Origin of the sequence: Pantoea sp. DY-15, from assembly GCF_019795935.1 — a bacterium.
GTDB lineage: Bacteria > Pseudomonadota > Gammaproteobacteria > Enterobacterales > Enterobacteriaceae > Pantoea > Pantoea leporis.
Genome location: NZ_JAIMIF010000002.1, coordinates 821,742 through 840,305, shown reverse-complemented (window position 1 = coordinate 840,305; position 18,564 = coordinate 821,742). Strand labels below are relative to the sequence as shown.

The window sequence follows — 18,564 nt, the reverse complement described above, 5'->3', positions numbered from 1 at the left end:
TTACAGATCCTTTTGTCACCCGATATAGACTGAATCAATGCGGTCGCGTCAAATTTGGTTAGGGTTTCCGAGTAGTAGAGGCCGCGATCATCTTCTCAAACAATAGGTGTAACGGGTTGAAAAATGAATGTTGCGCTCATGCGACGCTGTGTTTGGAATTTATCAAAAGCGTCAATCGGGCTGACATTTTCCAGATTGCTAAAGTTGAGCCGTTCAAATAAATAACGTTCAATACGTGAGGATAGGATGTATTCATCATTTAAGTGCCCGGTCTGTTTACTGATTCGCTGAGTAAAGCCGCTAATGATAACGGTATTAAATGGCAGCGCGCAAAAAGCCATACCAGCCAGCCGCAATACGATACCGTGCACATGCAAAGCATAACGTTCTCGCATCGCCTTTTGTGACAACTCTTTTTCAATAATCTCTGTTCCACGGGCATTCACCCGTACTGATGAAGTAGGCAGCATTTCATATTCTGGCAAATCTACTTCAATGAGAATTTCAGATGTGGAGGCATTCACCTGAAACGACACCAGCGTCTCGCGTGGCCAGTCTGCAGCTTGAATGACTTCGGACAGAAGTGATTCGAAATAGCTGTTATCGGTGGCGAATTGCGATTCAATATTTGCCAACTTGCTTGCAATCTTCTTTTCATGTTCAGCCGCATCGAATTTCCAGTTAGCGTATAGCTCCGCCCAGCGCTGACGCATCGCCTGATATCGCTTCAGAGAAAGTTCGTTTTCCTGTTCGCACTCTTTTACTTCTCGTTGCCATTGCTCAATATTACGTGTTTGCCGATCCTGGCGAGCAGAAGCTGATTCAAATATTCGTCCAATAAGACCACGACCTTGATTGTCTTCAGGTTGTTCAGGTGCAATAAGAGGAACGGGCTTTTCGGGACGGACAGGTGCAGGCACATTGTAGGGCTGCAACATCAACTGCCGATAATGCGCTTCGAGCTCGGAGTAGGAATGCCCCGTACGAGAATCAGGTGTAAGGAGATAGATATTCACAATATCGTCTACAGCCTGATTAAGCGCTTCCACCTCTTGCTCAAGCTCTTGCCGTAAATAGGGATCCTCTTGTCGAGAAGCATTGCGTTTTCTGCTCGCTGCACTTGCTCGATCTAAACGAGTTCGATAGCTCAATCCCGTCCCTGGAAGTCCCAGATTGGCATAAGTACCGCGTTTGCCGAACGAAACGGATGCCCCTCGCGGCCCAACACTCATACTCGCACCCGAGGAGCTCAGGTTCATCCTTACACCGGGAATAATGCTTATCGATTTTCGAAATCTAAACCCCATGTTATTAACCATTCCTTTTGATTATTGAGTAAGGGTAAAAAATTGCCATTTTTCCCGGCTTAAGATGGCGATAAGATAGCCATCAATGTTGTCTAGCCAACCGTAAATATATCGTTATTCGAGTGCGGCTGAATGAAATTATACAGAACTTTATTGCCCAAGCATTTTTGAATACAGGTCGTAATTTTCCTCATCAAAGCAAACCAAATTGACTTGCTCAATATTGGAGTTCTCACGCAAACACTGTTCAATCACACCTAATGCGATCTCAGCCGCCAACTGTTTAGGAAACCTATATATGCCAGTACTGATATTTGGAAACGAAACGGTCTGAATGCCGTATTCTTCTACCAATTTAAAACAACTCAGATAGGCATTTTTCAACAGCGTTTCTTCATCATGTTGCCCGTCATGCCAGTGTGGGCCAACAGTGTGAATGACGTATTTTGCCGGTAAATCACCCGCCGTGGTGATCACTGCATTTCCGACTTTGCAGCCACCTTGTCGATTCCTGATTTGCTGACACTCAGCCAAAATCGCCGGCCCGCCCGCACGATGGATGGCGCCATCAACTCCGCCGCCGCCCAGCAAGGAGGTGTTGGCGGCGTTCACAATGGCTTCCACTGGGACTTTGGTTATATCGTCTTTAAGCAATATTATTTTGTTCATGTATTTCTGATCCTCAGCGTCAGCAATCTTAGCCAGAAGCTAAGCAATCATCCTCTCATTCCATCCATCCTTAAACACAATGTTACCGTCCACGTATTTCCATGTGATCGTTTCATATCGTAGCTCAATATTTTCCAGATGCGTGCTGGTCTGGCCGTTTGGCAGCAGAGCCGGTGAAATGCTGGAGATTTTGACGTTATCCAGGTGGATATTAAAATACTCAACCTCAATACCCGCTTCGTTAATTCGGTACATCCTGATGGTCGCTGATTTCAGCGTTCTGCACTGACACAATGCTCGAAACAGCACCGGCGTTGTTCTATCAAACTCCTTTTGAACGGATATTGGTGCATGAATTCTTGTGGCCGTAAGCCTTCCGGTGTGCGGATCCACCGGGATGGTAATATTGTGCATAACCGAATTGAGCTCTATCGAACAGAGTCTGGTCGGCATCATGCACGAGCCCACTATCGGCGAACCACTTTCATCTTCTAACCAGAGATGTGCTGGAGTTGACATATTTAATCCTTTATAGTTTTCGACATTTATAAACAACAAAAATATACGCGCACAGGTAAACTATCCATACACTCATCATCCCACTCTCGGGATAGAAATAAAATTTCAACATACCAAACACGAGCGCACATAAAACGGGAACGTATATGCGTAATAGAAATTGTAATTGCGTTATCAACCACCGATTTAAAAACCCTCTCATAGTTTTACTCCAACCTACTTGTATACAAGTCTGACGAGTATTTACACCTAATTACATTGAACATATGCTATTTCTCTAAGAGTCTTAGATTCACAATCAAGAACATATGCTTAGCCTGCAAAAATAGGCACCTAAACAAACATACTGCAAAGTTAATTCAACGACATTTGTAGATAACAAATGACAGAGAGCATAGATAAAATATCCCTACACCTAACATACTGCTATCTGGGAAAAAGTAAATTTGTAGCAACGCAAAAAGTATTGTTAATACTATCGGCACGTAAGTGCAGATCAGAAATTTCGATTCTGATATTAACCATTTTTTTAAAAACTCTCTCATTATTTCTCTACTAACTTCATCAATCCCTCAGCAACTTCGTGATCTGAAAGCCATTGGCTTTTTAGCGCATCAGCGCGCATGAATGAAGGTTCGATAAGGAAATAAATTATTTAGAGCTCACGTATATATTATGCGTGATAAGGAGAGCCTGATAGCCCCTTTATTGTTCTTACTGGCCTGACCGGAAACTGCATCAATAACGCCAGAAACTGTGTTGTCGAATTTTTCTGCCAGAATCCTTTGCGCCTGAAGCTGTTTTATGACCGCATCACTGTGGTACATATATATCCCTATTTTGATTCCATTAACCTTGCAAACTATAGGACAATGATACTATGACGTGAAGCTAAATCTCAGTCTTCAACGTTTTAGGAAATCTATGTACCCCTGTGCTGATATAGGGAAACAAAACGATTCAGTGTCTTATTCGCCTACCCGTTAAAAACGGCTCAGGAGGTATTTGTCGCGTTAAAAAATACGTCTGCTGGGACTTTGGTTATATCGTCTTTGAGCAATATTATTTTGTTCATCTATTTCTGATCCTCAGCGTCAGCAATCTTAGCCAGAAGCTAAGCAATCATCCTCTCATTCCATCCATCCTTAAACACAATGTTACCGTCCACGTATTTCCATGTGATCGTTTCATATCGTAGCTCAATATTTTCCAGATGCGTGCTGGTCTGGCCGTTTGGCAGCAGAGCCGGAGAGATGCTGGAGATTTTGACGTTATCCAGGTGGATATTAAAATACTCAACCTCAATACCCGCTTCGTTAATTCGGTACATCTTGATGGTCGCTGATTTCAGCGTTCTGGCCTGGCACAATGCACGAAACAGCACCGGCGTTGTTCTATCAAACTCCTTTTGAACGGATATTGGTGCATGAATTCTTGTGGCCGTAAGCCTTCCCGTGTGCGGATCCACCGGGATGGTAATGTTGTGCATGACGGAGTTGAGCTCTATCGAACCGAGTCTGCTCGGCATCATGCACGAGCCCACAATCAGCGAACCGCTTTCATCTTCTAACCAGAGATGTGCTGGAGTTGACATATTTAATCCTTTAAATTAACGAAACTTATAAATAAAGAATGTCAGAGCGCATAAATAAAATATCCCTACACTCAACATTCCACTATCTGGATAATAAATTACCTTTAACACTCCAAATATTAAAGTAGTGATAACCGGGCCATAGATACATAGCAAAAACTTTCCTTCAGTTATTAACCACTGTTTTAAAAATCTCTTCATGTTCTCCCCATCAATTTCATTAAAACTTCAGCGATCTCATAATCTGATAGCCATTCGTTTTTAAGGGCGCCTGCACGTATTAGTGAAGTTTCAACAAGGAAATACATCATTTCGAGCTCACGAACATATAATGCGTGATAATAAGGCGGATGCATTAACTGCAGGCGCTTCGCGCTGTCTGCTGCATTCTGAACTACACCATATATTCCCAAGCCACCAGCCACAACCCCAACGACTTGTCCAATGTTCCTTCCAATAGGTAGCGTAATGTTAAGTCCCGCTACGACCGCAAGAGTTGCGCCCAGACTAAACGAAGATGAAGTGAGTGTACTTGCAGCGATATGGATGTTAGCCCGCATAAGATGCATTTTTATTACTTCAAGCTGCCGGAAGTTTCTGTTTTGCAGTTGATAATCTAAGTATGTTTTTAGCAGTGAGAAAACAATATTTCGCTCTTTTACTAACTGCGCTACCCCCATCAGGAATCGATTATCCTCCAGCGCCTGTTTTTCACAAACATCATAATACTCATCAGTAAAACACGATGCATAAAATGAAAGCCGGGTCGCCCCTTTATTGATCTTACTGACCTGATCGGAAACTGCATCAATAACGCCGGAAACGGCGTTGTCGAGCTTTTCTGCCAGAATCCTTTGCGCCTGAAGTTGCCGTATCACCGCATCACTGTGGTACATATATATCCCTATAGTTAATCCTGTTAACCATGCAAACCATAGGGGAATAATAAAATTCAGTGAAGCGAAAATTTAGCCAGTTGTGATCCCTATTCATAAAAAAAACCGCACATGCCAGTGCGGTTTACTTGTTTAATTAAAGAATTTTCTGAGAAAGATCCGTAAACGCAATATCCATTATTTATCACGCAACGATCCCATTATTTCCCCATTACGGCGGCGATAACCAAACAATCTAACTCAACTTCACCAGCCCAATTGTTTTCTCAATTACCATTAAAATCAGCACCGCGAAGATAATAAAGATCACCGAAATCGCATTCACCGTAGGATCGAAAGTCTGATCGACGTAATTAAATACCCGAACCGGCACGGTGATGGTGTCTGGCGCGCTGAGAAACAGGCTCACGGAGACTTCACCAAACGAGGTCACCGCCGCAAATACCGCACCGGCCAGAATGCCGGGCTTAATTAGCGGCAGCGTGACGTGGCGAAACGTATACCAGCGCCCCGCGCCCAAACTCATCGATACCGCTTCGAGCCGCTTATCCATTGCCGCCAGGCTCACGCTAACGGTGCGCACCACATACGGCAGCGCCACCACCACATGGCCAATCACCAGCCCGCTGATCATCCCGGCGATACCCGCCGCCGTCAGCACATAGAGCAACGCAATACCCAGCACCACTTGCGGAATCATCAGCGGCGACAGAATAAACGCCTGCAAGGCTTCGCGATAGCGGAACTCCAGCCGCGCCAGCGACCAGGCGGCAAACGTACCCAGCACCACGGTGATTGGCGTGACGATCACCAGCAGCAAGGCGCTGATCCACAGCGACGCGATCCAGCCGTCATCCTGTAAAAGCGCGCTAAACCAGCGCAGCGAAAATCCCTGCGGTGGAAACTGCGGATAGGGTTCCGGGCTAAACGCCGAGAGCACAATCACCAGCACCGGCAGCGCTAAAAAGGCGTAAATCACGATGCCCGCCAGCGTCACGCCGAACTGCGTCAGCCGCTGCGCCAGGCTTTGCGTGTTATCCATGATTTTTCTTCTCCCAGCGTTTCAGGAACGCGCCCGCAATCCCGGCGACAATCAAGGTCATCACCAGCAACGTCAACGACAGCGCCGCCGCCAGCGGCAGGTTAGCGATCTGCATCGCCTGTTGATAAATGGCAATCGGCAGCAGCGGCTGTAAGCGTCCACCAATCAGCAATGGCGTGATGTAGCTGCCCGCCGCGAGGGAAAAGACGATGATGAAACCGGTCAGCATGCCGGGCAGCGTCAAAGGCAGCACCACGCGGCGGAAGGTCATCGCGGGCGTAGCACCCAGACTCATCGCCGCCAGCCGTAGCGAGGGCGCGATTTCATTCAGCGAGGTAATCAGCGGCAGCACGGCAAACGGCAGCATCACCTGCACATAAGCGATGATCACCGCATTCATGTTCCACAATAGGCTCAGCGGCTGTGGAATCAGACCGGTGAACAGCAGGAAGCCGTTGATCAAACCGTTCTGCGCCAGCAGCACAATCCACGCGAAGGTGCGGATCACCACGCTGGTGAGCAGCGGAGAAATCAGGATCACATACAGCAGCGTGCGCCAGCCGCGCCGCTGCGTCGTCACCAGCAGCCACGCCGCTGGCCACGCTAGCAATACGGTAATCGCGGCGGTGAGCAACGACACCCACAGTGTGGTCCAGAGCGCGTGCAGATATTGCGGATCGGCAAACACCGTCACATATTGCGCCAGGCTGTAACCGGGCAGCGGATTGAGCAGGCTATCAACGTTGGTCAGGCTTTGGTCGAACAGCAGCAGCAGCGGCACCAGCAAAAACAGCAGCAGAAAAAGTAGCGATGGCGTCAGCAGCAGCCAGGGAAACAGATTACGCGTGGCGATCTTCATCAGGCGCGCTCCTGCGCAGGCAGCACGATGACATCCGCCGCTTGCCAGTGCAGATAGCAGCGATCGCCCGGCGCGGGCAGCTGTGAAAAGTGTGCTTCTGCGGGCTGCACGCGGATCTCGCCGCCGCCCGGCAGCTGGCACACCAGCCGTAAAGTCGCACCGGCAAAACTCACTTCTTTCACACTGGCGGCGCTGCCGTTGCTGGTAAATTGCTGCGGCTCGCTGGAGAACTGCACGCGCTCGGGACGCACAATGAGCAACGATGAGGCACTTGCCGGTTGCGCGGCGCTGAGTTGCAGCGCTGATCCGGCGACAACAAAGTGATCGCGCGCTTGGTAAAGTCCGTTGTGCGCAGAGGCATGGAACAGATTGGCCTGTCCGACAAACTCCGCGACAAAGCGATTCGCCGGTTGGCGATAGAGCGCTGCGGGCGCGCCAATCTGCTGCAGCTCGCCCTGGCCGAGAATGCCAATGCGATCCGACAGCGTCAGCGCCTCTTCCTGATCGTGCGTCACCAGCACCGTGGTGATGCCGACGCGCTGCTGCAACGCGCGCAGTTCGTCCTGCATCTCCTTGCGTAGGCGCGCATCAAGGTTCGACAGCGGTTCATCCAGCAGCAGCACCTGCGGTTCAATCGCCAGCGCACGCGCAATCGCTACGCGCTGCTGCTGTCCGCCGGAAAGCTGATGCGGCATGCGCTGCGCCAGCCCTTCCAGTCGCACCTGCTTTAGCGCTTCGGTGACACGACGCTGCTTTTCGCTGCGCGATACTTTGCGCACCTTCAGCCCGAACGCGACGTTATCGCCCACGCTCAGATGCGGAAACAGCGCGTAGTTCTGGAACACCATGCCGATGTGGCGCTGATACGGCGGCAGCGCGGTGACATCCTTGCCACCAATCAACACGCGTCCGTTATTCGGCGACAAAAATCCGGCGATGATATTCAGCAGCGTGGTTTTGCCGCAGCCGCTCGGCCCGAGCAGAGAGAAAAACTCGCCCTGCTCGATGGTGATGCTGACGTCATTCAGCGCGCGATGGTTATCAAACTGCCGCGCTACGCCGTCAATGACGACTGAACTCATTTGGCACCACCCAGCGCCTGGCTCCAGCGACGCGTCCAGTCCGCCAGCTGCGGCGTGGCGGTGCTGTAATCAATCCAGATCAGTTTGCTGTAGGCTGCTTCGCCCACTTTCACCTGCTTCTTCAGGTTGTCACTGTACTGCACGTCTTTGTTGGTCATGCCATACAGTGATTTATCCGAGAAGGCTTTCTGCACGTCAGGCGCAGACATGGCGTTAACCACTTTATAGGCGTTGGCGAGGTTCGGCGCGCCCTTTGGAATCACCCAGTTCGCAGCACCGACAACCGGGCCATCGGACGGATAGACGAAGTCAACTTTCATGCCCTGCTGCTTGAGCGCAAACACGCGGCCATCCCAGTACGGCACCACCCACGCATCGCCGCGCTCCAGCAGAGTTTGAATCGCGCCCGGACTGTCCGGGAACGCCACCGCGTTGCCGCGCAGTTCCGCCAGTTTGGTGAAGGCTTTATCCACGGCGGCAGGCTGATTAAGCTCGCCGCCCAACGCGTGCACTAAGCCCGCGAAGAACTGCAAACCGGCGGCGTAGGTTGGCGATGAAATCGCTACGTGGCCTTTGTATTCCGGATTCCACAAGTCGAGCCAGCTTTTTGGCGGGGTTTTCACCAGATCGCTGCGATAAGCCAGCCCGAGCTGGCCGAGGCTGAAGGCGGCGGCGTAGGTTTTGTTGTCATACACAAAGCGCGACTGCACGCTCTTATACAGATTATTCAGGTTGGGAATATCTTTGGCATCCAGCGGCTGCAGCAAGCCCGCCGCCTGCGCGCGCTGCACGGTATCGGGCTGGAACACCACCACGTCATACGGCGAACGACGGCCTTTGGCGGCACGCAACTTGGCAAACCATTCGGCATCCGCGCCCGGCACCACGGTCAGTTTCAGGTGATTATCTTTGGCAAACTGCTCCAGACCGGACGCGCGGATATTTTTCTCCCAGTCACCGCCGTAAACGCCAACGATCACCGAGTCTGTGGTTTCAGCCGCGCTCGCCGCACCGCTGATCAACATGCCCACCAGCGCGGTGAGCAGGATTTTTTTGTTATTTAACTGGCGCATGGCCATCTCCTGGTATTGAGGTCATTGACGCTGAAAGTTCACTCTCCAGCGCGCGCAGCGCAGCGGAAAACGCCTGGCGCGCCGTCGCGATAGCTGGAGAAGTTGAACGGGGAAAATCTGCCGGTAACAGCGCTAACGCGGCGGCAAACACCGCTGAGCGATGGCGCTGGCGTTCGGCCGGACTGAGTGGATAAAGCAGCTGATTGAGCCGCGTCAGCACATCGCCCTCAAACAGCGTTTGCCAGTTCTCGCGCGCCGCGCCGAAGGAAGATGACGCCGCACGCGGTTGGCTGCGCAAGGCGGCGGTGGCCGCGGCATCAATGCCGTGATCGGTAAACACCACGCCATAGTGCTGCGTCGCGTCGGCGTGGCTCAGCAAATGGTTATCGACATCGTTTTGCACCGCCAGCGCATCGCGCTTGAAGGGATCGCCCCAACCGCCGCCGCCGGGCGTTTGCAGCAGCACTTCGTCACCGGCGTTGACGCTCAGCAGATCGATCTTGCCGAGTGGCTGGCCGCCCGCGACATCAGGATTAAGCGTCAGCGTGGTAGATTGCCCCGGCTGACCGCCCTGCACGCCCCACGGCTGGAACAGCATGCGCTCCATGCCGCGCGCCAGCAGCGTGCTGTCATCTTGCAGAATGCGCACGCGGATCTGCTGGCCCATGCCGCCGCGCCATTGTCCTGCGCCGGCAGAACCCGGGCGCAGCGCGTACTGGCGGATTTCGATATGGGTTTCCGCTTCCACCATCTCCACCGGATTGTTCGCCAGATTCGAGATGCTGTTGTCGCGGCCGTCGATGCCGTCATGCCCCCAACGCGCCCCGCCGCCGCCAACCAGCGGTTCGATCACCTGCACATTCTGCTCGCGGCCATTGCGCGCCACTTCGGCGATCACCAGCGGAATGATGGTGCCACCGCTGGCGGCGGGCATTACGTCCGGCAACGGCTGACCCAGCAAACCGTTCAGCAGATCATTCACGCGCACCGCCGCCGCATGGCGTACGCCAACTGCCGCCGGATAGTGCGGATTGACCAGCGATCCGGCGGGCGCAAACAGCGTCACTGGCGCGAGTAATCCGGCATTCAGCGGCACGTCTTTGTCCAGCGTGCACACCAGCGCCAAAATGCGCAGCGTCAGCCACGCATGCGGATCGCCGTGGCTGGGAATGTTGATCGCCGCCGCCACCTGCGCATCGCTGCCGGTGAAATCGAGATGCACCTTGCCGTCGTTAAAGGTGGCGGTGATGGTGAGCCGCACCGGCAAGCCGCTACCTGCGGCGTCATCGAGGTAATCTTCAAACTGATAAACGCCGTCGGGAATGCGGCGCAGCACCTGGCGCGCGCGAATTGCCGAATATGCCTGCAAATCCTGCTGCGCCTGCACCACGTCCGTAACGCCATGCTGCGCCACGATGCGATTAAGGCGATCGCGACCGGCATTGAGCGCGGCCAGCATCGCCTGAATATCGCCAGCAATCGCATCCGGCGTGCGGCTGTTGGCGGTGAGAATGTTCATCACATCACGATTGAGCTCACCGGCGCGCACCAGCTTAACAGGCGGAATTTGCAAGCCTTCCTGATAAATGTCGCTGTTGGTCGGTGAGATGCTGCTCGGCACGCGTCCGCCAACGTCGGAGGCGTGTAAAAAAGCCCAGCCCCACGCCACCAGTTCGCCTTCGATGAACCACGGCGCCAGCACCTGCAAATCTGGCAGATGCGTCGCCAGCCCGCGCGAGCGCCAGGGATCGTTAGTCAGAATCACATCACCGGGCGCAACCTCGCCGACCGCCTGAATCGCGGTTAGCGCGTTCAGCCCGACAAAACCGGAAACGCCAATACCTTTCGGATAGGCAAAGAAGCGGCCTTGCAGATCAGCCACCGCGCAGCAAAAATCGGCGGTTTCCTTGACGTACAGCGTGCGTCCGGTGCGCTGCAGGATGTGGCACATCTCTTCGGTGAGCGCGGTGAGTTTTTGATTGAGGATTTCGAGAGTGATGGCATCCAGTTTCATGCTGCGTCTCCCGTTACACGCGCAATCAACAGATTGCCGCTGCTATCGGTGCACGCCGACCAGCCAGGCAAGATCAGCGTGGTGGTATCCTCTTGTTCGATCACCGCCGGGCCGTGAATGTGGCTCTGCTTGCCGATGTTCACACGTTGCCAGATGCGCGCATTCACCCAAGCACCGCGCAGATAAAGTGGGCGCGAAACTGGCTCATCAATCTCATTCTCAGAGTTAAAAGGTTTGTCGGTAGGGCGCGGCAGCGCGGCGTTCAGCGACAGGCGCAGCGTGGTAAGTTCAATGGCCGCGTCAGGCGTGTTAAAGCCATAACGCTGCTGATGCAGCTGCTGAAAACGTTCCAGCAGTTGCTGATGCGTGATGCTTGCCGGGCTGCCGAGAGTGACGCTGAGTTCGTAGGCCTGTCCGGCATAGCGCATATCCGCTTCCACCCGATAATGGGCGCGCTCGCTGAGGCGGCTGGCCTGTTCGGCAAACCACTTTTGCGCCAGCTGATGCAGCTCCGCAACGGTGGCGGCGATTTTACCGTAGCTCTCCGCTGTAACGTTGATGCGCAGGCTACGCACAAAGTCGCGGCGGATATCGGCGCTGATTGCGCCCTCGGCGCAGAACGTGCCGGGACGCAGCGGGACCAGAATGCGATTGATGCCCGCCTCTTCGGCGAAGAAGTTGGCGTGGGTCGGGCCCGCACCGCCAAACGGAATCAGCGTCAAGCCATCGGCGGTCAATCCGCGCTGCGCCAGCGCTTTGTTCAGTTCGGTCGCCATCTGCGCCGTCGCTACTGCGATAGCGCCGCTTGCCACCTGTTCGGCCGCCAAACCTAACGTTTCGCCCAATTCGCTGAGTGCGCGAAGTGCGGCGGCGTGATCCAGCGTGATGGTGCCCGCCAGCGCCGCGTCGGCGGATAAGATGCCGCTCACCAGATAGCAATCGGTGAGAGTGGGTTGCGTGCCGCCGCGCTGATAGGCAACCGGGCCCGGATCCGCGCCCGCACTTTCTGGGCCAACCTTGAGAATGCCGAAATCATCGACATGCACGATGGAGCCGCCGCCGGCACCAATCGCCGATACGCCCACCACCGGCAGAATCAGCGGCAGGCCGCCAATCTCGGTGCGGTTAACGCGTTCGATTTCGCCCTGCTCCGACAGCGAGATATCGCTGCTGGTGCCGCCCATATCAAAGGAGACAAAGCCCGTTCCGGACGCCAGATGCGCCGCAGCAATCACGCCAGATGCCGGTCCGGAGAGCAGCGTGTCCACCGGGCGCTGATGCGCGGCGTCCAGCGGCAGCACGCCGCCATTAGAAGCGGTGATTAATAAGGGAACGTCAATCGCCTGCTGCGCCAGTAAATCGCTCAGGCGGTTAAAGTAGCGCTGCATCAGCGGCTGAATATAGGCGTTCAGCCCGGCCACCAGCGTGCGTTCATATTCACGAATCTCCGGCCACAGCTGCGCCGAAGAGAGCACCGGCACAGCGCCTAACTTTGCGGCCAGCGCGCTTGCCAGTTCCGCTTCACGCGTGGGATTGGCATAACCGTTGATGGTCACCAGCGCCACCGCGCTTACCTTGAGTTGCAGAACCTCGGATGCCACCATCGCCAGTTCGGCCTCAGTTGGCCACTGCGTCACTTCACCGGCGGGACTAAAACGCGCCGGGATCTCCAGCACGCGCTGACGCGGTAAAAAAGGCGGCTCGCGGTCGGCATGAAAATCAAAGGAGGACGGCATACGCGCACGCGCGATCTCCAGCACATCGCGGAAACCGGCGCTGATCACCAGCGCGATATCCGCGCCGCGCCGCTGGATAATGGCGTTGAGGCCCAGCGTGGTGCCGTGCAACACCAGCGATAGCGCGCTGGCGGGCAAACCGCTTTTCAGCAGCACGGCGCGCAGCCCGTCACTTACCGCCAGAGCGGGATCGGCGGGCGTGCTGGGCTGTTTATGGAAAAAGCGTTGCTGGCGTTGCGGATCAAATAAAACAAAATCGGTAAAGGTTCCTCCGACATCCACGCCGACTGTCGCTCCGGCTGCGGGGCTGTTATCCACCTTAATTCTCCTGCATTACTGGTGACTTAGCGTCGTAGGGCGTTAATCTCCGTTGCTTTGCCATGCAATACGAGAAACAAAAATAGCTAAGCTTTGCAGGAATGCGCATGAAGTGGCGCTTAGCTGCGTGGTAGCAATGGTTCGCGCAAATGCGTCTAAGCCGACGCGGTGGAATGTTTTATGTTGTGCATAAATTGAAGGAGAAGCCTTATGTCCGCGTCGTTATCACCTCAGGAAAGCGCGCTGTTGCCACAGATCCAGCAATGGATTGCGGAGCACCGCGCCGCATTAACCGAAGATCTGGCCGAATGGATTGCCATTCCCAGCATCAGCCGCGCCGACCGCGCAGCGCCCGGCGCGCCTTTTGGCCCCGAGTGCGCGCAAATCTTGCACCAGGTGTTAGATCAGGCCGAGCAGGCCGGTTTCAAAACCGAACAGCATCAGGGCTACGCCGGTTCGGTGATTTATGGCGAGCACGCGCGCGACATCGGGCTGATCAACCATCTGGATGTGGTGCCGGCGGGCGATAACTGGACCTTTCCGCCCTTTGCGCTGACGCAGCACGGTGATTTTGTGATTGGTCGTGGCGTGGCGGATAACAAAGGGCCCGGCGTGCTCAATTTCTATCTGTTAAAGCTGATGCGCGATCTGAAAATTCCGCTGCATCACAATCTGCGCATCGTTTATGGCCTGGCGGAAGAGACCAACATGGCCGATATGGCGTGGTTCGCGGAGAACGGTCCGGTGCCTGATTATTCGATTGTCACCGATGGCATGTTCCCGGTGAATAATGCGCAGAAAGGGCAACTCAGTTTTACCCTGAATGTCGCCGAATCGGGCGTGCTGGCGGATATTGTTGCCGGATCGGCCAGCAATAGCGTGCCGGATTTCGCCAGCGTGCGAATTGCGCAGGCCGATCAGCATGCGGTTAGTGAAAAGCTGGCGCTGCTGCAGGGCATTGCCGCGACCTATGTGTCGATCAAGCCGGAAAACGACGGCGCTTTCACCCTGGAAGCGCGCGGCAACGGCGGGCATGCCGCCTTCCCCGACGGCACGCTGAATGCCACGCAGGTGCTGCTCGCGGCGCTGATTGAGCTGGAGCTGCTGGGCGACCACGAACGTCAGCTGGCGGAAACGCTGGTACAGCTGTTTGCGTCGCCGTATGGCGAGAGCGCCGGATTGGGGCTGGAAGATGCGGAGTCCGGCAAACTGACGCTGAACGCGGGCGTGTGGTACAGCCATCACGCCGACACGCTGAGCATTGACTGCGATATCCGTTATCCGGTTTCGTGGCGCGGCGAGCAGATCGTCGAGATGCTGCAGCAGCAGTTAGCCGCTACTACCATTACGCTCGATCCCGGCTGGCGCGACGTGGCTCCGTTCTTCCTGCCGGCCTCACATCCGGTGATTTCGCTGCTGCAGCAAGTGTGGAATGACACCACCGGCAATGACGATCGCCCTTACGCGATGGGCGGCGTGACCCATTCGAAGAAGCTGCCAAACGCCATCACCTTTGGGCCCGGTTACCGGAAAACCGCAGCAAACACGCCCGATTTTTTACCCGAAGGCCATGGATTGCCGCACGGTGCCGACGAGACAATCCATCTGCCATCGCTGCTGGAGGCGTTGCCGAAATATGTGATCGCGTTGATCAGGTTGGATAGTTATTTGCTTGCCCAGGATTAAACCGATCGCCGCGAATGGCGACCTTAGGGATCAATTCATCACTAATCCGCCATCGACGTACAACGTTTGCCCGGTAACAAATTCACTCCAGTCGGAGGCGAGAAACAGCACCGGGCCGGTAACATCTTCCGGTCGCGCGATGCGCCGCAGCGGGGTTTGCGCGGTGAGAGAATCGCGCACCTCCTCGCGCATTGCCTGGCTGGCATCGGTGGGATACACCAGGCCGGGCGCCACGCAGTTCACGCGGATCCCCAGCGGGCCCAGCTCCATCGCCAGCGTGCGGCTAAAGCCGGTCAATGCCGCTTTGGCGGTGATGTAATCGTGGTAAGGCACTGAAGGACGCGCCACCAGATCGCTGGTGAGATTAACGATACTGCCGCGCACGCGCGCACGCATTGAAGGCAGCGCCGCCTGGCAAACGTTATAGGCGGCTTTTACCGCGCCATCGAACTGCGACTGATAGCCCGACCACGACGTTTCCCAGAAACGTGAACGATTTTCAGTGTCGAAAACGTAAGGTGCGAAAGCGTTGTTGATCACCGCATCAAGACGGCCGGTGGCGTTGACGATCTGCTCCATCATCGCGTTGACCTGCTGCTCAGAGGTGACATCGGCGGCAATCGCCAATGCGTCGCCGCCTAATGCGCGGCACTCTGCAACTACGCCCGCTGCAGCAGCTTCATTGCGCAGATAGTTCACCACCACGAATGCGCCTTCAGCGGCGAAGGCTTTAGCGATTGCCGCACCAATGCCGCGACTTGCACCGGTTACCAGAACGGTTTGGTTGGAGAATTTCATTTTTGGCTCCTTAGGGATCGAGTGTGCTTCAGCAAGGTGCGCATAAATGCGCGCCCTACAAAACCCGGCGCGTTGTAGGGTCGCCATTCATGGCGACCGTGTCACTCCGCGTACGGTGCATAACTCTCGGCGGTCGCTTCTGCGCCCTGCTCGATCTCCGTGATGGTCACCAGATCGAGCAAACTAAAACGTCCATCGTGATGCCAGCCCGCTTCCGGCGAGGTCATATTGCCGAACGCCGCGATGCGCGTAACGCCCACTTGCCCGAGCAGAGCGGAAATGCCGAACAACGCCTGCGGCGCGGCCGCCACGCCTGCGGTTTGCAGAAAATGCCACTGCGGCGCCACCAAATCGACCACTTCCTCCAGCGCATCCACGCACACCACTTTCAACGTACGGCCCAATGCCACCGGCGATAAAGGCTCCGCATGATCAACACTCACCACCGCCCAATCGTCTGCCGCCTCGCCGTAAAGCGTACGATCGCCGCCCAGCGCGCGAATCTCCTCGCCATTACGCCACGCGGCAATGCTGTTGATCTCTTCGCTCGCCAGCGGACGGCGCGGATGTTTGTGCGCCAGAGCGGCGAGTTCATGGGCGATGTAGCTGGCGAACTCATCCGGCGACACCTTGCCGCCGCGCTCGACAAACAGCATTTGTGGCGAGTAGCAACCGGCCTGGTCGTAACGCATCACGTCATACGCCACGCGACGCGCCAGCTCCGCGCCCTGACGTGCATTCAGCGCCGAACGCGCCACCATTCCGAAGCTGATTTTGTGGCCGTGCGGCAGAAAGCGCGTGGTAACCGGCAAACGCTGTTGGATCGCCGCCAGCGTTGGGTTTCCACCATAAGCCACCACCGTATCGGGCTGACGCAACCACGTTGGCTCGGTTTGCGCATCACCGCCTTTCCACCACACCACCGCAATGCACTCGCCGAGTTTTGGATCGATCTCTGCCAGCAACTGCGCGAACCAGCTCGCCATCAGCGGCTCATTGCCCGGCAGCTTGCCAATGGTGCCCGCCTTGACCAGCAGACCGCAGATCAAACTCCACAGCGGCAAGCCCGGCACGTTGCCCGCCCAGATATGCATCAACAGCTGTGGGCCAAACGCGCGCGCGAAGCCGCCTTTGGGGCGCGGCTGGAAATCGTCGAGCATCTGCGGATCGGCGAAATCCTCCGCCAGAAAGCGCTTCATCTGCGGCTGACGAAAGGTTTTCAGATAGCCGGTCAGGCCAAGTCGCACCATTTCAGCATCGTAACCGGTGACGATGGGCAGCAGCTTTTCGGCTTTAATACGCAATGGATGCTGGCGATCGAGCAGTCGCGCCACCGCTTCATCAATAATGGCGATGATCTGCGCGACGCTTAGCTGGAGTAGATAAGCGCGAGCGTTGGTGCGTATGCGCGCTGCGAGCGCCTTAATCTGTGCGTCATCAAGTTGCGGAACGCAAACCTCGAGGCTTTCGCCACGACGACTGAAACTCAGCGTATGCCACTGCACTTCGTCCGCGGAAAGGCCCGGCAGATGTCCGGCAACTTCCTTCACAGCGCCGCCTGCGCGCTGGCGAGAAACGCTTCCATGGTCAGCGAACAGCCTTTGGCATCAGCGCCGGTCGCGCGTCCCAGCAGATGGAATCCCCCTGGCACCATTACGCCTGCATCTTCCGTTAACAAAGCGGACACCGAGTTGAAATGCGCCAGATCGTGATGCACCAGCACGCCAACTTCGCCGTCCGGCACATCATCACCGGTAAGCGGATTGACCACGCGCGTGCGGATCCAGTGCGGCCCGGATTTCACCGGCGGGCAGCGCTCATTGCCCGCGTCGTAAAACTGCGTGCTGATTTCCGTCATGCCGTACATGTTAATGCAGTGGGAACGCGGAATGCCGAAGGCATGAGAGAGCGAAGCGTAGAATTCTTCCGCACCCATCTCGCGCGACTGGCCTTTGAAACCGCCGGTATCAAGAATGCGACTGCCTACCGGCAGCGCGAAGCGGCGTTTTTGTCGCTGCATGTTATCCAGCAGAGGCACAAAGCTGTAACTGGCGCCCAGCAACGCGTAGGGTTCGCCGCCCGCTTCGGCCTGTTCCAGCGCAGTGAACAGACGACTGGTTTCGAGGCCATGTTCGCCCACCATTACTTCGCTGTCCGGCGTGCCACACTCCTGCAGCGCCAATTTAAGATAGGTCGCCAGCGAGGAGTTCGGCATCGCCACGGTATCCGGGAACAAAATGCCCATGCGAATGCGATCGCGGCCCGCCATAAAGCGACGGCGGAAGTTGAGCAGCATCGATTTTTTCCACACCTCCAGCGTCGAATGGTAACTGCGCCCTTTTACCGTGCCGGTGGTGCCGCTAGTCATAAAGATCTCGGCAATTTGGTCGGTGGGACGGCAGCTGAGCGTCAGATCTTTGAAGGCATTAATCGGGATGGCGGGAATGTTGCGCCACTTTTTCACCGTCAGCGGCGTGCGTCCGCGCTGGGTGGCGAAGCGGCGATAAGGGGAATTGTGTGCGAACTGATAAGCGAAGATTTCGAGGGCCAGCTGGTTGAAATCGTCGTCTGAGCTATCTTCGCGCTGCAGAAATGTCAGCAGAGCCTGGATGATGTGAGTTTCGTTCATGTGCGTCGCCACCTTTGCGATTGCGCAGAGACTCTCAGGCAACGCCTGAAGAGCGCGAACTGTCCGCTACAAAGCACAAAGAGGGAATCAGGGCGCAATATCGCCCTGCGGTTCCGCATCCCTACGCCGGTATTAGCCGGATCAGGTTCGGAGGGTCACTACGTTGCCCGCGCATACACGCCAGCCGGTAGAATCTCAGCCCCCTAACAGAGCACCCCTTGGAACAAGCCGCAGTCTAGGATGGCGCGCGATGATGTGTCAACCATGTTAAATACGCGTGAAAATTTGAGCTGCCCGGCACAAATCACGTCATGTCTTATACTCAGAGCATGCGTATTTGCG

The 18,564-nt window shown here is 55.4% G+C and carries 15 protein-coding genes and 1 riboswitch; of the genes, 1 reads left to right on the top strand and 14 read right to left on the bottom strand.

The window, feature by feature from the left end:
• Positions 1 to 95: 95 nt before the first annotated feature.
• From K5Y32_RS12540 to K5Y32_RS12490, 11 genes are all read right to left on the bottom strand, one after another.
• A complete protein-coding gene (locus K5Y32_RS12540) occupies positions 96 to 1,307 on the bottom strand; it encodes a DUF4236 domain-containing protein (protein ID WP_222184224.1) in 1,212 nt (403 codons plus the stop codon).
• 150 nt (positions 1,308 to 1,457) lie between these two features.
• Entirely contained in the window at positions 1,458 to 1,976 is a 519-nt protein-coding gene (locus K5Y32_RS12535) for an O-acetyl-ADP-ribose deacetylase (protein ID WP_222184222.1), read from the bottom strand.
• A gap of 39 nt (positions 1,977 to 2,015) precedes the next feature.
• On the bottom strand, positions 2,016 to 2,495 hold the full coding sequence (locus tag K5Y32_RS12530) for a type VI secretion system tube protein TssD (protein WP_210080182.1): 480 nt from the start codon (positions 2,493 to 2,495) through the stop codon (positions 2,016 to 2,018).
• Between the two features lie 1,114 nt (positions 2,496 to 3,609).
• Positions 3,610 to 4,089, bottom strand: a complete 480-nt coding sequence (locus tag K5Y32_RS12525) for a type VI secretion system tube protein TssD (RefSeq protein WP_222184220.1) — start codon at positions 4,087 to 4,089, stop codon at positions 3,610 to 3,612.
• 197 nt (positions 4,090 to 4,286) lie between these two features.
• Positions 4,287 to 4,985, bottom strand: a complete 699-nt coding sequence (locus K5Y32_RS12520) for a hypothetical protein (RefSeq protein ID WP_222184212.1) — start codon at positions 4,983 to 4,985, stop codon at positions 4,287 to 4,289.
• A 235-nt stretch (positions 4,986 to 5,220) separates the two neighbouring features.
• Positions 5,221 to 6,027, bottom strand: coding sequence for an ABC transporter permease (locus tag K5Y32_RS12515; RefSeq protein ID WP_217547923.1), 807 nt, complete (start codon positions 6,025 to 6,027; stop codon positions 5,221 to 5,223).
• Complete coding sequence (locus K5Y32_RS12510; RefSeq protein ID WP_101761280.1) at positions 6,020 to 6,886, bottom strand: ABC transporter permease; 867 nt, start codon at positions 6,884 to 6,886, stop codon at positions 6,020 to 6,022. The genes K5Y32_RS12515 and K5Y32_RS12510 overlap by 8 nt, the downstream gene beginning before the upstream one ends.
• Positions 6,886 to 7,968, bottom strand: coding sequence for an ABC transporter ATP-binding protein (locus tag K5Y32_RS12505; protein ID WP_222184211.1), 1,083 nt, complete (start codon positions 7,966 to 7,968; stop codon positions 6,886 to 6,888). Before K5Y32_RS12505 ends, K5Y32_RS12510 begins: the two co-directional genes overlap by 1 nt.
• On the bottom strand, positions 7,965 to 9,041 hold the full coding sequence (locus K5Y32_RS12500; protein ID WP_222184209.1) for a PotD/PotF family extracellular solute-binding protein: 1,077 nt from the start codon (positions 9,039 to 9,041) through the stop codon (positions 7,965 to 7,967). The genes K5Y32_RS12505 and K5Y32_RS12500 overlap by 4 nt, the downstream gene beginning before the upstream one ends.
• Positions 9,025 to 11,055 carry a hydantoinase B/oxoprolinase family protein gene (locus K5Y32_RS12495; RefSeq protein ID WP_222184206.1) on the bottom strand — a complete coding sequence of 677 codons (2,031 nt, stop codon included), beginning with the start codon at positions 11,053 to 11,055 and terminating at the stop codon, positions 9,025 to 9,027. The genes K5Y32_RS12500 and K5Y32_RS12495 overlap by 17 nt, the downstream gene beginning before the upstream one ends.
• Positions 11,052 to 13,109 carry a hydantoinase/oxoprolinase family protein gene (locus tag K5Y32_RS12490; RefSeq protein ID WP_222184204.1) on the bottom strand — a complete coding sequence of 686 codons (2,058 nt, stop codon included), beginning with the start codon at positions 13,107 to 13,109 and terminating at the stop codon, positions 11,052 to 11,054. The genes K5Y32_RS12495 and K5Y32_RS12490 overlap by 4 nt, the downstream gene beginning before the upstream one ends.
• Before the next feature lie 210 nt (positions 13,110 to 13,319).
• On the opposite strand from K5Y32_RS12490, the gene K5Y32_RS12485 reads away from it, so the two are divergent.
• The gene (locus K5Y32_RS12485; protein WP_222184202.1) at positions 13,320 to 14,795 is read left to right on the top strand and encodes a Sapep family Mn(2+)-dependent dipeptidase; all 1,476 of its coding nucleotides are present in this window, start codon (positions 13,320 to 13,322) and stop codon (positions 14,793 to 14,795) included.
• Positions 14,796 to 14,825: 30 nt separating this feature from the next.
• Here the strand turns inward: K5Y32_RS12485 and K5Y32_RS12480 are convergent, their stop codons facing one another.
• From K5Y32_RS12480 to K5Y32_RS12470, 3 genes are all read right to left on the bottom strand, one after another.
• Positions 14,826 to 15,593, bottom strand: coding sequence for a 3-oxoacyl-ACP reductase (locus tag K5Y32_RS12480; protein ID WP_222184200.1), 768 nt, complete (start codon positions 15,591 to 15,593; stop codon positions 14,826 to 14,828).
• Positions 15,594 to 15,694: 101 nt separating this feature from the next.
• Complete coding sequence (locus tag K5Y32_RS12475; protein ID WP_222184198.1) at positions 15,695 to 17,143, bottom strand: acyl-CoA reductase; 1,449 nt, start codon at positions 17,141 to 17,143, stop codon at positions 15,695 to 15,697.
• On the bottom strand, positions 17,140 to 18,222 hold the full coding sequence (locus tag K5Y32_RS12470; protein ID WP_222184196.1) for a long-chain fatty acid--CoA ligase: 1,083 nt from the start codon (positions 18,220 to 18,222) through the stop codon (positions 17,140 to 17,142). The genes K5Y32_RS12475 and K5Y32_RS12470 overlap by 4 nt, the downstream gene beginning before the upstream one ends.
• A gap of 101 nt (positions 18,223 to 18,323) precedes the next feature.
• Positions 18,324 to 18,451, bottom strand: a riboswitch (TPP riboswitch).
• Between the last annotated feature and the right edge of the window lie 113 nt (positions 18,452 to 18,564).

What these genes read in the sequence shown, in the direction of transcription:
- K5Y32_RS12495 (WP_222184206.1), bottom strand. Translation starts at nt 11,055, where the DNA reads ATGAAACTGGATGCCATCACTCTCGAAATCCTCAATCAAAAACTCACC.
- K5Y32_RS12520 (WP_222184212.1), bottom strand. Translation starts at nt 4,985, where the DNA reads ATGTACCACAGTGATGCGGTGATACGGCAACTTCAGGCGCAAAGGATT.
- K5Y32_RS12500 (WP_222184209.1), bottom strand. Translation starts at nt 9,041, where the DNA reads ATGCGCCAGTTAAATAACAAAAAAATCCTGCTCACCGCGCTGGTGGGC.
- K5Y32_RS12515 (WP_217547923.1), bottom strand. Translation starts at nt 6,027, where the DNA reads ATGGATAACACGCAAAGCCTGGCGCAGCGGCTGACGCAGTTCGGCGTG.
- K5Y32_RS12530 (WP_210080182.1), bottom strand. Translation starts at nt 2,495, where the DNA reads ATGTCAACTCCAGCACATCTCTGGTTAGAAGATGAAAGTGGTTCGCCG.
- K5Y32_RS12485 (WP_222184202.1), top strand. Translation starts at nt 13,320, where the DNA reads ATGTCCGCGTCGTTATCACCTCAGGAAAGCGCGCTGTTGCCACAGATC.
- K5Y32_RS12525 (WP_222184220.1), bottom strand. Translation starts at nt 4,089, where the DNA reads ATGTCAACTCCAGCACATCTCTGGTTAGAAGATGAAAGCGGTTCGCTG.
- K5Y32_RS12505 (WP_222184211.1), bottom strand. Translation starts at nt 7,968, where the DNA reads ATGAGTTCAGTCGTCATTGACGGCGTAGCGCGGCAGTTTGATAACCAT.
- K5Y32_RS12535 (WP_222184222.1), bottom strand. Translation starts at nt 1,976, where the DNA reads ATGAACAAAATAATATTGCTTAAAGACGATATAACCAAAGTCCCAGTG.
- K5Y32_RS12540 (WP_222184224.1), bottom strand. Translation starts at nt 1,307, where the DNA reads ATGGGGTTTAGATTTCGAAAATCGATAAGCATTATTCCCGGTGTAAGG.
- K5Y32_RS12480 (WP_222184200.1), bottom strand. Translation starts at nt 15,593, where the DNA reads ATGAAATTCTCCAACCAAACCGTTCTGGTAACCGGTGCAAGTCGCGGC.
- K5Y32_RS12510 (WP_101761280.1), bottom strand. Translation starts at nt 6,886, where the DNA reads ATGAAGATCGCCACGCGTAATCTGTTTCCCTGGCTGCTGCTGACGCCA.
- K5Y32_RS12470 (WP_222184196.1), bottom strand. Translation starts at nt 18,222, where the DNA reads ATGAACGAAACTCACATCATCCAGGCTCTGCTGACATTTCTGCAGCGC.